Genomic DNA, 13,810 nt, shown 5'->3' on the forward strand with positions numbered 1-13,810 from the left:
TGGGCGGCCGAGGAACGAGGTGGCCCGCGGAGTGAGTGAGGAGCGCGAGCGACCCATGAGCACGTACCAGGTTGTCGATCCGCTGGCGGCGCGGCGGGCGTACAAGGAGCTGGCGGCCGAGGCGGGCCGGCTGCTGCACGCCGCCGACGACGCCCGGCGGCGGCTGGCCGAGGCCGAGGAGCGGCGCACCGCGACGTACGCCTCGGTCGAGCAGGAGTGGGCGCGCCTCGACGGTCTCGAGGAGCGCGCGGCCGGCATCTGGCGGGAGCTGACCACGCGGTTCGGCCCGCATGTGACCGGGCCGCTGCCCGAGCCGGCCGACCGGATCGCACGCGGGCCCGACGCCGAAGTGCTGCTGAACGACGCGCGCCGGCGGGTGCGCGAGCCGGTCGACCACCCCCTCGCCGGCCGCTACGCCCGGATGGGCGTCCTCGGGTTCGCCGTCGCGGTGGTCCTGACGCTGGTCGGGCTCGAGGTGAGCATGGCCCTGCACGGCGCGGGCCGGGTGCGGTGGTTCGCCGCCGGGCTGCCGGCGCTGCTCGCGCCCTGGCTGGGCCACCTCGCGGCGAACGGCTGGATCCGCTACCGCACGTCGCACGAGGAGCAGGAGTACGCGGTGGACACCGCGATCGCGGGGGCGATCGGCGGCGGGGCGGTGTGGCTGTTCGCCCTGACGTTCATCATCATCCGCGTCGCCACCTGAGCGACCCTTTCATCGTGTTCACGGCACGTCGCCCAGGCGATTTCTGTCAAGATATCCGCCATGGGTCTTCCGAAGAATTCGTTGACCGAGGATGAAAGGATCATCCTCGAATTTCATCCTCACTGGTCGACGCTCGTTTCGACGATCTTCTGGGCGATCGTCACGGTCGTCGTGGCGGGGGTGATCATCTTCTTCATCCCGGACGGGGATTCTCAGACGCTCATCCGCCTGATCGTCGCGGCCGTCGGCGTCGTGGCGATCATCGTGGTCGGCTTCCTGCCCTTCCTGCGCTGGGTCACGACCAGCTACACGCTGACGAACCGCCGGTTCGTGATGCGCCACGGCATCCTGTCCCGCTCCGGCCGCGACATCCCGCTGACCCGCGTGAACGACGTGTCCTTCTCGCACAGCCTGATCGAGCGGATCTTCGGCACCGGCACGCTCGTGGTCGAGTCCGGCGGTGAGAACGGCCAGCTCGTCCTCAAGAAGATCCCGCGAGTCGAGTACGCCCAGAACCAGCTGTACCGCCTCGTCGAGGAGCTGACGGACGGCGACGGCATCCGCCCGTGACGGTGGTCACGAGGCGATGAGCGAACTGCCGGGGCCGCGTCGGCTTGAGGAGCTGCTCCTCGGTGGTGAGCTGCGCTACACCAGGCTGGAGGCGATCCAGGCCGCCGGGGTGTCGGAGGAGTTCGCCCGGCGGCTCTGGCGCGCCCTGGGGTTCCCGCACGTCCCCGACGGCGTGGTCGCCTTCACCGAGGGCGACGTGGCCGCGCTCGCCGGGGTCGCCGGGCTGCGGGCCAGCGGCATGCTCGACGAGGAGATCACGCTCCGCATGTCCCGCGCCGTCGGGCAGACCATGGCGCGGCTCGCGAAATGGCAGGTCGACATCCTCGTCGAGACGATGACCGACCCGCTCGAACCACCGGACCCCGAGACCCTGCGGGTGATCACGGCCAACGCCGAGAGCCGCCTGGCCGATCTCGAACCCCTGATCACGCATGCCTGGCGCCGGCAGCTCGCCGCCGCCGGCGCACGGCTGCTCGCCGCGCAGGGCACCGAGGAGCTCCAGACGCGGGCGGCCGTCGGGTTCGCCGACCTGGTCGCGTTCACCCGTACGAGCCGCGACCTGGACGAACGCGAGCTGGCCCGGCTCGTGGAGCGGTTCGAGGAGACGGCCTCGGACGTCGTCGCCGAGCACGGCGGGCGGCTCGTGAAGACCCTAGGCGACGAAGTGCTGTTCAGCGCCGACACCGCACGGACCGGTGCCGAGATCGGCCTGGCCGTCGCGGAGGCGGTACGCGAGGACGAGGGCATCCCCGACGTGCGGGTCGGCATGGCGTACGGCCCGGTGCTGCCGCTGCGCGGCGACGTGTTCGGCACCACGGTGAACCTCGCCAGCCGGCTGACCGCGATGGCCCGCCCGGGCACGGCGCTGGTCGACGCGGACATGGCCGGAGAGCTGCGCGAGGACGACGCGTACGACCTGCAGCGCATCACCCGCCGCCGCGCCCACGGCCTCGGCATGGTCCAGCCGTACGTCCTCCGGCGCCGATAGATCCGGATCGGCCGGGAACGCGGCCACGGCCGCACGCGTCGGTAGTCATGATCGAATACCCGATCCGCCCATCACGCCGACATCTGTGGAGGCTTCTCGTATGACCGACGCCCAGTACCCGCCCGCCGCGGTCGACCTGCGTGAGCGCGCCCTGGCCGCGCAGCGTGAAGGACAGTGGGCGGAGGCCGAGGCGCTGTTCCGTCAGGCTTTCGAGGCCGGGCACCCCGTCGCCGCGTACGAGCTCGGCCTCGGCCTGCTCGACCATGGCGACCGCGACGGGGCGAACGCATGGTACCGGCGCGCCGCCGAACAGGGCGTGCCCGCCGCCGCCTTCGAGATCGGCTACGAGGAGCAGCGCCGGGGCGACCTGGGCGAGGCCGAGCGGCTGTACCGGCAGGCCGCCGACGGCGGTCACCGCAGCGGGATCCTCAACCTGGGGGTGCTCCTGGAGAACCGGGGCGACCTGCCCGAGGCCATGGACCTCTACCGCCGTGCCTGGGACCTCGGCGAGGACAAGGCCGCGTTCAACATCGGCAAGATCCACGATGACGACGGCAAGGGCGACCTCGCGCTGGCCGCCGAGTGGTACGAGCGTGCGGCCGAACGCGGAAACGCCGGCGCCGCGTACAACCTCGGGCACGTCCGGCGCGACCAGGGCGACGAAGCCGCGATGGTGAAGGCCTGGCAGCGGGCCGCGGATCTCAAGCATCCCAAGGCCGCCTACAGCCTCGGGCTGATATTCAGGCAGCAGGGTGACAAGGAATCGGCCGTCGTGTGGCTGCGCCGGGCGGTGGAGGACTTCGCGCACACGGGGGCGGCCGGGAAGCTCGCCGACATCTACGAAAGGGACGGCGACCGGGACCGGGCCCGGTTCTGGCGGGATGTCCCGTACGGGCTCGGCGCCTACAGCCCGGAGTTCGAGGCGTTCGCGAGCGAGGGTTCGGTCGCGGCGATCCACCGGCAGGACGTGCTGGGCGAGGCCCTGGGCGACGGCGACGTCAGCTTCGACGTCGATGAGCGGACGCTGACCACGGGGGGCCGCACCTACCACGGCGTCACGCTGCTCGGCAGCTTCTCGCACCTGGACCGGTCGTGGCTGTGGGCGTGGGCCAACGATCACTACCAGGACGACCACCCGGCCGTGGAGCCGCTGCGCGCCGTCCGCGAGTACGGCCGGGACCACGGCATCGCCGAGTTCACGGTCGGGCGCCTCGACCTTTCCGGGTTCCCGAATCCGCACCAGGCCGGGACCACGATGGCGATCGCCGCGGGGGCGCTGCTGGGCGGCAACGGCGTGCACAGCTGCGGGATCAACGACGGGCAGGGCTCGGCGTACTTCCACCTCGACGACCCGGAGCTGCCCGTCGCCGCCTACGACCCGCTCAAGGCCGCGGGCCTGGTGATGAGGGCCGTCGAGGTCTTCCCGTCCGATCCCCGCCGGGTCGTCCGGGGCCTCGTCGCCCACTACGGCTCGCGGATCGCGGAGGGCCCGGACGTGATCCAGGGACGCTTCCCGGACGGTCACACCCTCACGGTCGGGTTCACCTCCGACGGGCTCGTCGGCGGCATCACCTCAAAGCATGACCCGTCCTAGCACCTCCGATCCGTTCAGATGCCAGTCGATGACCGCTCATGGAGATTTCCCGCATGACCGATGACCAGTACCCGCCCGCGGCGGTCGGACTCCGTGAGCGTGGGCGAGAGGCCGAGCGTCAGGGCCGGTGGGCGGAGGCCGAAGGGTTGTTCCGGCAGGCGTTCGAGGCCGGAGATCCCGTCGCCGCGTACCACTTCGGCAACGGCCTGGCCGACCGCGGTGACGACGCCGGGGCGGAGACCTGGTACCGGCGTGCCGCCGAGCAGGGCGTGGCCGCCGCCGCCTTCGAGATGGGTTACCTGGAGGAGAGCCGGGGCGGCCAGGACGAGGCCGAGCGGTGGTACCGGCGGGCCGCCGACGGCGGTGACCGAAGCGGAACCCTCAACCTCGCGGCGCTGTTGGAGAAGCGTGGGGACCTGCCCGCCGCCATGGACCTCTTCCGGCGTGCCTGGGAGCTGGGCTCCGACAAGGCCGCGTTCAACCTCGGCAGGCTCTACGACGACGGCGGCAAGGGCGATCTCGCGACGGCCGCGGAGTGGTACGAGCGTGCCGCCGAACGGGGCAACGCGGGCGCCGCGTACAACCTCGGGCACGTCCGGCGGGATCAGGGCGACACAGAGGCGCAGGTGGCGGCATGGCGGCGGGCCGCGGACCTCGGCGAGCCCAAGGCCGCCTACAGCCTCGCGGTCGAGTTCAGGCGCCAGGGCGACCAGGAGTCGGCCGCCACGTGGCTGCGGCGGGCGGTGGAGGAGTTCGGCGACGCGACCGCCGCCGGGGTGCTCGCCGAGTCGTACGAAGGGCGCGGCGACCGGGACCTGGCCATGTTCTGGCGGAATGTCCCGTACGGGCTCGGCGCCTACAGCCCGCGGTTCGAGGCGTTCGCGAGCGAGGGTTCGGTCGCGGCGATCCACCGGCAGGACGTGCTGGGCGAGGCCCTGGGCGACGGCGACGTCAGCTTCGACGTCGATGAGCGGACGCTGACCACCGGAGGCCGCACCTACCACGGCGTCACGCTGCTCGGCAGCTTCTCGCACCTGGACCGGACCTGGCTGTGGGCGTGGGCCAACCAGCACTACGGCGACGACCATCCCTCCGTCGAGCCGCTGCGGGCCATCCGCGAGTACGGCCGGGACCACGACGTCCCCGAACTCACGATCGGGCGCCTGAACCTGTCCGGCTTTCCGCAACCGCACCAGGCCGCGACCACGATGGCCATCGCCGCGGGAGCCCTGCTCGGCGGCAACGGTGTCCACAGCGTCCGGATCAACGACGGCAGGGGCTCGGTGTACCTCCACCTCGACGACCCGGAGCTGCCCGTCGCCGCCTACGACCCGCTCAAGGCCGCGGGCCTGGTGATGAGGGCCGTCGAGGTCTTCCCGTCCGATCCCCGCCGGGTCGTCCGGGGCCTCGTCGCCCACTATGGCGGGATGATCGCCGAGGCTCCGGACGTGATCCAGGGGCGCTTCCCGGAGGGTCACACCCTCACGGTCGGGTTCACCTCCGACGGGCTCGTGAAGGCCATCACGTCCGAGCGCTAGTGCGGTCCACTAACGTTTCCCGGCTTGCGGGAGGACGTGGGTGGATCCTCGCCGTGAGGCGAGCGACTCCTCACCGCCCACACGCGGACCGGAAACTTAGAGTGAACAAATGGATACGTTAAGTCAATTCAATGCTGGGTCGGACTCGCGAAGTCGCTGGCGCCGACCCGGTGAACGTTCGTGGTCACCGCACTAGCCCCGGTCACGCGCAGGCGGCGTAGAGGACGTCACGGAGGCCGGGGACGTCCTCCTGGTCGCCGCGCCAGACGAGACGCAGGCTCAGCGCAGGGGCCGGCAGGTCGAGCCGGGTGAGGGTGCCGGCGTCGCGGGCGGACGCCACCGCGAACTCCGGAAGCAGCGCCACGCCGAGGCCCTGCTCGGCCCAGGCACGCATCACCGGGACACCGCCGGTCCAGACGCGCTCCGGGCCGGGCCCCACGACCCGGTCCGCGGCCATGAGGAACGAGCAGTTCGGGGCGTTGACGAGCAGGCGTTCCTCCGCCAGGTCGGCCGGGGTCAGGCCGGCGCGCCCGGCCAGCGGGTGGCGCGGGGCCGCGACGAGGGCGAGCGGCACCTCGTCCACGTCGAGGAAGGTCAGCGGCTCCGGCGGGGTGGGGAAACCCAGGTCGCCGAGGGCCTCGCCGGTGTCCAGGACCAGGGCCGCCTCCAGCCGCCCCGCGATGACGTCCGCCAGCAGGTCGGCGCGGCTCACGCTGGGGCGTACCTCGACCTCGACGCCGGGGCGGCGCTCGGCGAGCCGGGCCAGCACGCGGGGCACGTACGTGGCGGCGATGGTCTCCAGCGCGCCGAGCCGTACCTGCCGGGACCGCCCGGCCACCTCGGCGCGTGCCTGTTCGGCCTGGGCGAGGAGGCGGCGGGCCCACACCAGCAGCCGCTCGCCCGCCCCGGTCGGGCGCATCCCCGTCGGGGTCCGCTCGAACAGCGGCACCCCGAGCGACCGCTCCAGGGCGCGGATCTGCGCGGACACGCTGGAGGGCGCGTGGTCGAGCGCGACGGCGGCGTCGGTCACGGTCCGGTGGCGTACGACGGCCTCGAAGATCCGTAGCTGGTGGAACTCCATGGCCATCGCAACCCCGCCGTGGCGTTCGGAAATTCCGAACGGGCGTGCGGACGGGCCGGTGGAGCACTCGCGGCCCGATCCGGACAGTGGGGCGCATGACCACTCTGAGATCTCCCGCCCGGGAGACGACCGGGCACGGGCTCGCGCTCTTCGGCATCGCTCTGGGCTACTTCATGGTGCTGCTCGACATGACCGTGCTGTCGGTGGCCGAGCCGGACCTGGCCGCCTCGCTGCACACCTCGGTGTCCGGCCTGCAGTGGGCGACGACCGGCTACACCGTGGTGTTCGGGGCGCTGCTGCTGTCGGCGGGCGCCGTGGCCGACCGGTACGGGGCGCACCGGGTGTTCCGCGTCGCGGTCGCGGTGTTCGGGCTCGGCGCGCTGCTGTCGGCGTTCGCTCCGGCGCTGGGCGTCCTCATCGCGCTGCGGGTCGTGCTCGGCGTCGCCGGTGCGGCGTGCGTGCCGGCGTCGATGGCGATGATCGCGCGGCTCTACCCGGTGCCGGCCGAGCGCACGCGGGCCGTCGCGGTCTGGGCGTCCGTCAGCGGCGCCGCGGTCGCGGCGGGCCCGATCGCCGGCGGCGTGCTGGTCGACCTCGTGGGCTGGCGTGCGATCTTCTGGGTGAACGTGCCGATCGCGCTGGCCGTCCTCGCGCTGGTCGCGGGGCCCGCGGTGCACTGCCCCCGCGGTGACCGGCGGATCGACTGGGCGGCCCAGCTCGCCGCCTGCGCCGTGCTGGCGCTGCTGACCGACGCGCTGATCGCCGCCGGCGCCCGCTCCTGGGCGCACGTGGCCGGGTCCGGGGCGGCCACGGTGCTCGCTGCGGCCGGGTTCGCCGTCCTGGAGCGGCGCAGCGCGGCGCCGGTGCTCGACCGGGTGCTGCTGCGCGCGGGTGGGGTACGGGCCGGGCTGGCGGCCGGGGCGGCGGTGAACTTCGCCCTGAACGGTGGCCTGTTCGTGCTGCCGCTGCTGCTCCAGGAGCAGCGGCACCTCGGCGCGGCCGTCAGCGGGCTGGCCTTCCTGCCGCTCACCCTGCCGTTCGTGGCGAACCCGCCGGTGACCGGCCGGATCGTCGCGCGGGTGGGACCCCGTCCGCCGATCCTGGCGGGGATGGCGCTGCTGACGCTGGGCGGTGCCGCGCTCGGCTGGGCGGTCGCCGCCGGGGCCGGGTACGCCGTGCTCGCCGCCGGGCTGCTGCTGACCGGGTTCGGCGTCTCGTTCGTGCTGCCCTCGCTGGTCGCGGCCATCCTCGACGTCGCGCCGGAGGGGACGGCCGGCGCGGCGGGCGGGACGCTGAACGCCGTACGCCAGACCGGGGCGACGCTCGGGGTCGCCGCCATGGGCGGTCTGTACGGGCACGGGGCAGCGTACGCTCTGCTCCTCGCCGCCGCGGTGTGCCTGGCGGCGGGGACTTGGTTCGCCCGCGCCGGCGGCCGAGCCCGCAGGGTGTGAGGGGGCCCCTCACCCCGTCAAGGCGGGGTGAGGGGCCCCCTCACACGCGTTTCCGCGCGACCGGGGGGCGCGGGTTAGATTTGGCGGCAGGAGGTGCTACATGAGCGACCTGCCCGACCGGATCTCGCTGCGCGAGGTGGGGCCCCGTGACGGTCTGCAGAACGAGGAGCCGGTGCCGACTGAGGCGAAGGTCGAGCTGATCGACGCCCTGTCGGGCACCGGCGTCGGCCGCATCGAGGCCGTGTCGTTCGTGCATCCGAGGGCGATCCCGCAGATGGCGGACGCCGACGAGGTGTGGAGCCGGGTGCGGCGCGCCGGCGACGTACGCTACTCGGCCCTGGTGCCCAACCTCCGTGGCGCCGAGCGCGCGCTGGACGCCGGCTTCACCGAGCTGGAGGTCGTGGTCTCGGCCTCCGACACGCACAACCGCAAGAACGTGGGTCGCTCCACCGAGGAGTCGCTCGACGACATCACCAAGATCATCGATCTCGCGCACGGCCGTGGCGCCGCCTGCCAGGTGATCGTCTCCACCGCGTGGGGCTGCCCGTACGAGGGTGACGTGCCGGTCGAGCGGGTCGTCGCGACCGCCACGCGGGCGGTGCGCGACGGGGCGGACAGCGCCTCGTTCGGCGACACGACCGGCATGGCGACTCCGTCGCGCGTGACCCGGCTGGTCGGGGAGTTCCGCATGGCCAACCCCGAGACCTCGCTCAACCTGCACTTCCACAACACCCGGGGCACGGGCCTCGCGAACGTGCTCGCGGCGCTCCAGCTGGGCGTGGCCGACTTCGACGCCAGCGTCGGTGGCCTGGGCGGTTGCCCCTACGCCCCCGGGGCGACCGGGAACATCGCGTCCGAAGAACTGGTTCACATGGTGGAGGACATGGGCGTGGCCACGGGCGTCGACCTCGATGCCCTCATCGACGTCGCCGCCCGGGCGGAGACGATGGTCGGCCACAGGTTGCCCTCACAGGTGCTGCGCGCGGGCCCCCGGAGCCGCACGATCTCTCCCTGAGCGATCGGGCCGCCTGGGTAGCAGGAAGGTAAGCCCCCGTTGGCTTCAAGTTCAGATTGGACGGGGAGCATATCTGTCATGAGTGTCGAAGCCGGACAATTCTCCGAAGTGGAAGGCGAGTTCCCCGAAGACCGGTTTCTTGATCGCGAGGAGAGCTGGCTGCGGTTCAACCAGCGTGTGCTGGACCTGGCCGGCGACCCCGATCTGCCCCTGCTCGAACGCGTCCGCTTCCTCTCGATCTTCGCCAGCAATCTGGACGAGTTCTTCATGGTCCGGGTCGCCGGGCTGACCCGGCGCATGGCCACCGGGATCGCCGTGCAGACCGCGAGCGGCCGGCAGCCGCGCGAGGTGCTCGCCCGCACCTCCGAGGTCGCCCACGAGCTGATGCTCCGGCACGCCGCCTGCTTCCACGACGAGATCCTGCCCGCCCTCGCCAAGGAGGGCATCGAGATCCTGCGCTGGGACGAGCTGGCCGACACCGAGAAGGAGGAGCTCCACCGCCTGTTCCGGCGGCGGATCTACCCCGTGCTCACGCCACTCGTCGTCGATCCGGCGCACCCGTTCCCCTACATCTCCGGCCTGTCGCTCAACCTCGCCGTCGTCGTCCGCGACCCCGAGACCGAGGAGACGCTCTTCGCCCGGGTCAAGGTGCCGCCGCTGCTGCCGAGGTTCCTGGAGGCGTCGCCGTCGCGGTTCGTCCCGCTCGAGGACGTGATCGCCGAGAACCTCCCGCAGCTGTTCACCGGCACCGAGATCCTCGAGCACCACGCGTTCCGCGTCACCCGCAACCAGGATCTCGAGGTGGACGAGGACATCGCGGAGAACCTCCTCCAGGCGCTGGAGCGCGAACTGCTGCGCCGCCGCTTCGGCCCGGTCGTCCGGCTGGAGGTCGAGGAGTCGATCACCCCGGAGGTGCTCGAACTGCTGACCACCGAGCTCGGCCTGGACGAGAGCTCGGTCTACCGGGTGCCCGGCCCGCTCGACCTCGGCGGCCTCGACGCGATCGCCGACCTGGACCGCAGCGAGCTGAAGTACCCGCCGTTCGTGCCCTCGGAGGCGGCCCTCCCGCACGACACCGACATCTTCGCCACACTGCGCGACCACGACGTGCTCGTGCACCACCCGTACGACTCGTTCACGACGAGCGTCGAGCGGCTCATCGAGGACGCCGCCGCCGACCCGCAGGTGCTGGCGATCAAGCAGACGCTCTACCGGACGAGCGGCGACTCGCCGATCATCGACGCGCTCATCGACGCGGCCGAGGCGGGCAAGCAGGTCGTCGTGGTGGTGGAGATCAAGGCGCGGTTCGACGAGCGCGCCAACATCACCTGGGCACGCAAGCTGGAGCAGGCCGGCTGCCACGTCGTCTACGGCTTCGTCGGCCTCAAGACGCACTGCAAGCTGGCCCTGGTCGTCCGCGAGGAGTCCGACGGGACCCTGCGCCGCTACTGCCACATCGGCACCGGCAACTACAACCCCAAAACCGCCCGCATCTACGAGGACTACGGCCTGCTCACCGCCGACCCGCAGGTGGGCGAGGACGTCACGGACCTGTTCAACCACCTCACCGGCTACACGCGTGACACCGAGTACCGGCGGCTCCTGGTCGCGCCGTACTCCCTGCGCGCCGGCCTGGTGAGCCGCATCGAGCGGGAGACCGACAACCAGCTGCGAGGGCGGCCGGCGCGCATCCGCTTCAAGTGCAACGCCCTCGTGGACGAAGTGATCATCGACGCGCTGTACCGCGCGTCGCAGGCGGGCGTGCCGATCGACATCTGGGTGCGTGGCATCTGCGCGCTGCGGCCCGGCGTGAGCGGGCTGTCGGAGACGATCCAGGTGCGCAGCGTCCTCGGCCGCTTCCTGGAGCACTCGCGCATCTACGCCTTCGAGAACGGCGGCGAGCCGGAGGTGTGGATCGGCAGCGCCGACCTCATGCACCGCAACCTCGACCGCCGCGTCGAGGTCCTCGTCCGCGTCACCGACCGGAACCACTGCGCGGACCTGCTGGGCCGCTTCGACCTGGCGATGGGCATGGACACCCAGTGCTGGCTGCTGAACGAAGACGGCGACTGGACCCGGCACGGGGGCTCCACGCACATCCAGACCCACCTCATGCGGACGCGGCGATGGAGGACCGTCGATGGGTGATGGCCCCGACCCGATCCGGGCGGCGGGCGCCGTCCTGTGGCGGCCCGGAGAGAGCGGTCCCGAGGTCGCGCTGGTCCACCGGCCCAGGTACGACGACTGGTCCTTTCCCAAGGGCAAGGCCAAGGACGGCGAGCACGTCCTCCGTACGGCCGTACGCGAGGTCTGGGAGGAGAGCGGCGTCCGGCCGGTCCTGGGCCGCCGCCTGCCCGCGCGCGAGTACGAGAAGGAGCGTCGGCCCAAGCGCGTCGACTACTGGGCGGCCACCGGAGACGGCGGCGACTTCCGCCCGAATGAGGAGATCGACCGGGTCGAGTGGCTGCCGGTGTCCGAGGCCGAGCGGCGGCTGAGCTACGAGCACGACGCCGACCTGCTGCGCGAGTTCGCCTCCGGCCCCAGCCGGACCACGCCGTACATCGTGCTGCGGCACACCTCGGCCGGTGACAAGCGCGCGTGGGACGGCGACGACGGGCTGCGGCCCCTCGACGAGCGCGGTCGTGCCGGGGCCGCCGCGCTGGCCGAGACGCTGGCGGCGTACGGCCCGGCCCGGGTGTTCAGCTCCGCGACCGCGCGGTGCGTGGAGACCGTGCTGCCGTACGCCGCGCGGATGAGCACCGACATCCGTACCGACTGGGCGTTCTCGATGGGTACGCCGATGGGCGCCTCGAAGGAGGCGGGCGGCCGGTTCGCCCGGCTCATCGGCGAGGGCGTCGCGGCGCTCGTCTGCACCCACGGCGAGCTGGTGCCCGAACTGGTCGAGCGCGCCTGCGAGACGCTCGGCGCGCCCGCGCCGGAGGATCCCCGGCTGCCCAAGGGCGGCTTCTGGGTGCTGCACGTCGCCGACGGCGCGCTCGTCTCCGCGGAGCGGCACCGCTTCTAAGGCGATGTGATACTTCTCGTACATCATCGGCGGACGAAAGGGTGTGTGATCGGATGCCGCACGAGGTGCGAGGGGTCGTCGCGCGTTCCAAGGGAGCGCAGGTCGCCATCGAGACGATCGTCGTCCCCGACCCGGGGCCCGGCGAGGCGCTGGTCGAGGTCCGGTCCTGCGGCGTGTGCCACACCGACCTGCACTACCGCGAGGGCGGCATCAACGACGAGTTCCCGTTCCTGCTCGGCCACGAGGCCGCCGGTGTGGTCGAGGCGGTCGGCGAGGGCGTCACCGACGTCGCGCCGGGCGACTTCGTCATCCTCAACTGGCGCGCGGTCTGCGGGCAGTGCCGCGCCTGTCTGCGCGGCCGTCCCTGGTACTGCTTCGCGACGCACAACGCCGCACAGAAGATGACGCTGACCGACGGCACCGAGCTCTCACCCGCCCTCGGCATCGGCGCGTTCGCCGAGAAGACCCTCGTGCACGCGGGCCAGTGCACCAAGGTGAACCCCGCCGCCTCGCCCGCCGCGGCCGGGCTGCTGGGCTGCGGCGTCATGGCCGGCCTCGGCGCGGCGATCAACACCGGCGGCGTGACGCGGGGCGACTCGGTCGCGGTCATCGGCTGCGGCGGTGTCGGCGACGCCGCGATCGCCGGGGCACGCCTGGCCGGCGCCGCGAAGATCATCGCCGTCGACATCGACGACCGGAAGCTGGAGTGGGCCCGCGGCTTCGGCGCCACCGACACCGTGAACTCCCGCGAGACCGATCCGGTCGAGGCGATCCGCGCGCTGACCGGTGGCAACGGCGCCGACGTGGTGGTCGAGGCCATCGGCCGCCCCGAGACGTACGAGCAGGCGTTCTACGCCCGCGACCTGGCCGGCACGGTCGTCCTCGTCGGCGTGCCGACCCCCGAGATGAAGATCGAGCTGCCGCTGCTGGAGGTGTTCGGCCGCGGCGGGGCGCTGAAGTCCTCCTGGTACGGCGACTGCCTGCCCTCCCGCGACTTCCCGATGCTCGTCGACCTGTACCTCCAGGGCCGGCTCGACCTCGACGGCTTCGTCTCCGAGACGATCGGCCTGGACGACGTCGAGGAGGCGTTCGCCAAGATGGAGCGCGGAGAGGTGCTGCGCTCGGTGGTGACCCTGTGAGCGACACGGCGATCGGTCACCTCGTCACCTCCGGCACGTTCAGCCTGGACGGCGGCACCTGGGACGTCGACAACAACGTGTGGCTGGTCGGCGACGACCGCGAGGTGCTCGTCATCGACGCCGCGCACGACGCCGACGCGATCGCCGCCGCGGTCGGCGACCGCCGCCTGACCGCGATCGTCTCGACCCACGCCCACGACGACCACATCGACGCCGCGGCCGAGCTGGCCGACCGTACGGGCGCGCCGATCCTGCTGCACCCGGACGACATGGTGCTGTGGCGCATGACCTACCCCGACCGCGAGCCGGACCGCGGCCTCGCGGACGGCGACGAGCTGACCGTGGCCGGCACGACCCTGCGGGTGCTGCACACGCCGGGCCACGCCCCGGGCGCGGTCTGCCTCTACGCCCCGGACCTGGGCACGGTCTTCACCGGCGACACGCTGTTCAACGGCGGCCCGGGCGCGACGGGCCGTTCCTACTCCGACTTCGGCGTGATCATCGACTCGATCCGCGACCGCCTGCTGACCCTCCCGCCGGACACCGTCGTACGGACCGGCCACGGCGACAGCACGACGATCGGCGATGAGGCGCCGCACTTCGAAGAATGGGTTTCCAGAGGACGTTAAGCCCTTACTTCTTGTAAGATCGCCGGGAAGAAATGCCATTCTTACGTCGAATGTAGACAAATTCATGGCAGGGGATC

12 protein-coding genes are annotated in these 13,810 nt (G+C 72.2%); 11 read left to right on the forward strand and 1 reads right to left on the reverse strand.

Annotated elements, in window-relative coordinates; translation table 11 throughout:
- Positions 1–55 precede the first annotated feature (55 nt).
- The 5 genes from OG417_RS06655 to OG417_RS06675 all read left to right on the forward strand — a co-directional run bounded on the left by OG417_RS06655 (position 56) and on the right by OG417_RS06675 (position 5,393).
- Complete coding sequence (locus OG417_RS06655) at positions 56–703, forward strand: hypothetical protein (protein WP_329251241.1); 648 nt, start codon at positions 56–58, stop codon at positions 701–703.
- An 81-nt stretch (positions 704–784) separates the two neighbouring features.
- Positions 785–1,273, forward strand: a complete 489-nt coding sequence (locus OG417_RS06660) for a PH domain-containing protein (protein WP_329251244.1) — start codon at positions 785–787, stop codon at positions 1,271–1,273.
- Between the two features lie 16 nt (positions 1,274–1,289).
- Positions 1,290–2,261, forward strand: coding sequence for an adenylate/guanylate cyclase domain-containing protein (locus tag OG417_RS06665; protein WP_329251246.1), 972 nt, complete (start codon positions 1,290–1,292; stop codon positions 2,259–2,261).
- Between the two features lie 100 nt (positions 2,262–2,361).
- Positions 2,362–3,855 carry an SEL1-like repeat protein gene (locus OG417_RS06670; RefSeq protein ID WP_329251249.1) on the forward strand — a complete coding sequence of 498 codons (1,494 nt, stop codon included), beginning with the start codon at positions 2,362–2,364 and terminating at the stop codon, positions 3,853–3,855.
- A 53-nt stretch (positions 3,856–3,908) separates the two neighbouring features.
- Positions 3,909–5,393, forward strand: coding sequence for a tetratricopeptide repeat protein (locus OG417_RS06675; RefSeq protein ID WP_329251252.1), 1,485 nt, complete (start codon positions 3,909–3,911; stop codon positions 5,391–5,393).
- A gap of 202 nt (positions 5,394–5,595) precedes the next feature.
- Here the strand turns inward: OG417_RS06675 and OG417_RS06680 are convergent, their stop codons facing one another.
- Entirely contained in the window at positions 5,596–6,480 is an 885-nt protein-coding gene (locus tag OG417_RS06680) for a LysR family transcriptional regulator (protein WP_329251254.1), read from the reverse strand.
- Between the two features lie 89 nt (positions 6,481–6,569).
- Between OG417_RS06680 and OG417_RS06685 the strand changes: the two genes are divergently transcribed.
- The 6 genes from OG417_RS06685 to OG417_RS06710 all read left to right on the forward strand — a co-directional run bounded on the left by OG417_RS06685 (position 6,570) and on the right by OG417_RS06710 (position 13,733).
- Positions 6,570–7,925: an MFS transporter gene (locus OG417_RS06685; RefSeq protein WP_329251255.1), complete on the forward strand. Its 1,356-nt coding sequence runs from the start codon at positions 6,570–6,572 to the stop codon at positions 7,923–7,925.
- A 100-nt stretch (positions 7,926–8,025) separates the two neighbouring features.
- Positions 8,026–8,940: a hydroxymethylglutaryl-CoA lyase gene (locus OG417_RS06690; protein WP_329251257.1), complete on the forward strand. Its 915-nt coding sequence runs from the start codon at positions 8,026–8,028 to the stop codon at positions 8,938–8,940.
- Between the two features lie 78 nt (positions 8,941–9,018).
- The gene (locus tag OG417_RS06695) at positions 9,019–11,088 is read left to right on the forward strand and encodes an RNA degradosome polyphosphate kinase (RefSeq protein WP_329251259.1); all 2,070 of its coding nucleotides are present in this window, start codon (positions 9,019–9,021) and stop codon (positions 11,086–11,088) included.
- Positions 11,081–11,965: an NUDIX hydrolase gene (locus OG417_RS06700; RefSeq protein ID WP_329251262.1), complete on the forward strand. Its 885-nt coding sequence runs from the start codon at positions 11,081–11,083 to the stop codon at positions 11,963–11,965. Before OG417_RS06695 ends, OG417_RS06700 begins: the two co-directional genes overlap by 8 nt.
- A gap of 53 nt (positions 11,966–12,018) precedes the next feature.
- Entirely contained in the window at positions 12,019–13,104 is a 1,086-nt protein-coding gene (locus OG417_RS06705) for an S-(hydroxymethyl)mycothiol dehydrogenase (protein ID WP_329251264.1), read from the forward strand.
- Positions 13,101–13,733 (forward strand): MBL fold metallo-hydrolase, encoded by a 633-nt coding sequence (locus OG417_RS06710; RefSeq protein WP_329251267.1) that lies wholly within the window; start codon positions 13,101–13,103, stop codon positions 13,731–13,733. The genes OG417_RS06705 and OG417_RS06710 overlap by 4 nt, the downstream gene beginning before the upstream one ends.
- Positions 13,734–13,810: the final 77 nt, after the last annotated feature.

The organism is Actinoallomurus sp. NBC_01490 (assembly GCF_036227085.1).
GTDB classification, from domain to species: Bacteria; Actinomycetota; Actinomycetes; order Streptosporangiales; family Streptosporangiaceae; genus Actinoallomurus; species Actinoallomurus oryzae.

What these genes read in the sequence shown, in the direction of transcription:
- OG417_RS06685 (WP_329251255.1), top strand. Translation starts at nt 6,570, where the DNA reads ATGACCACTCTGAGATCTCCCGCCCGGGAGACGACCGGGCACGGGCTC.
- OG417_RS06695 (WP_329251259.1), top strand. Translation starts at nt 9,019, where the DNA reads ATGAGTGTCGAAGCCGGACAATTCTCCGAAGTGGAAGGCGAGTTCCCC.
- OG417_RS06670 (WP_329251249.1), top strand. Translation starts at nt 2,362, where the DNA reads ATGACCGACGCCCAGTACCCGCCCGCCGCGGTCGACCTGCGTGAGCGC.
- OG417_RS06680 (WP_329251254.1), bottom strand. Translation starts at nt 6,480, where the DNA reads ATGGCCATGGAGTTCCACCAGCTACGGATCTTCGAGGCCGTCGTACGC.
- OG417_RS06665 (WP_329251246.1), top strand. Translation starts at nt 1,290, where the DNA reads ATGAGCGAACTGCCGGGGCCGCGTCGGCTTGAGGAGCTGCTCCTCGGT.
- OG417_RS06655 (WP_329251241.1), top strand. Translation starts at nt 56, where the DNA reads ATGAGCACGTACCAGGTTGTCGATCCGCTGGCGGCGCGGCGGGCGTAC.
- OG417_RS06675 (WP_329251252.1), top strand. Translation starts at nt 3,909, where the DNA reads ATGACCGATGACCAGTACCCGCCCGCGGCGGTCGGACTCCGTGAGCGT.
- OG417_RS06705 (WP_329251264.1), top strand. Translation starts at nt 12,019, where the DNA reads ATGCCGCACGAGGTGCGAGGGGTCGTCGCGCGTTCCAAGGGAGCGCAG.
- OG417_RS06700 (WP_329251262.1), top strand. Translation starts at nt 11,081, where the DNA reads ATGGGTGATGGCCCCGACCCGATCCGGGCGGCGGGCGCCGTCCTGTGG.
- OG417_RS06690 (WP_329251257.1), top strand. Translation starts at nt 8,026, where the DNA reads ATGAGCGACCTGCCCGACCGGATCTCGCTGCGCGAGGTGGGGCCCCGT.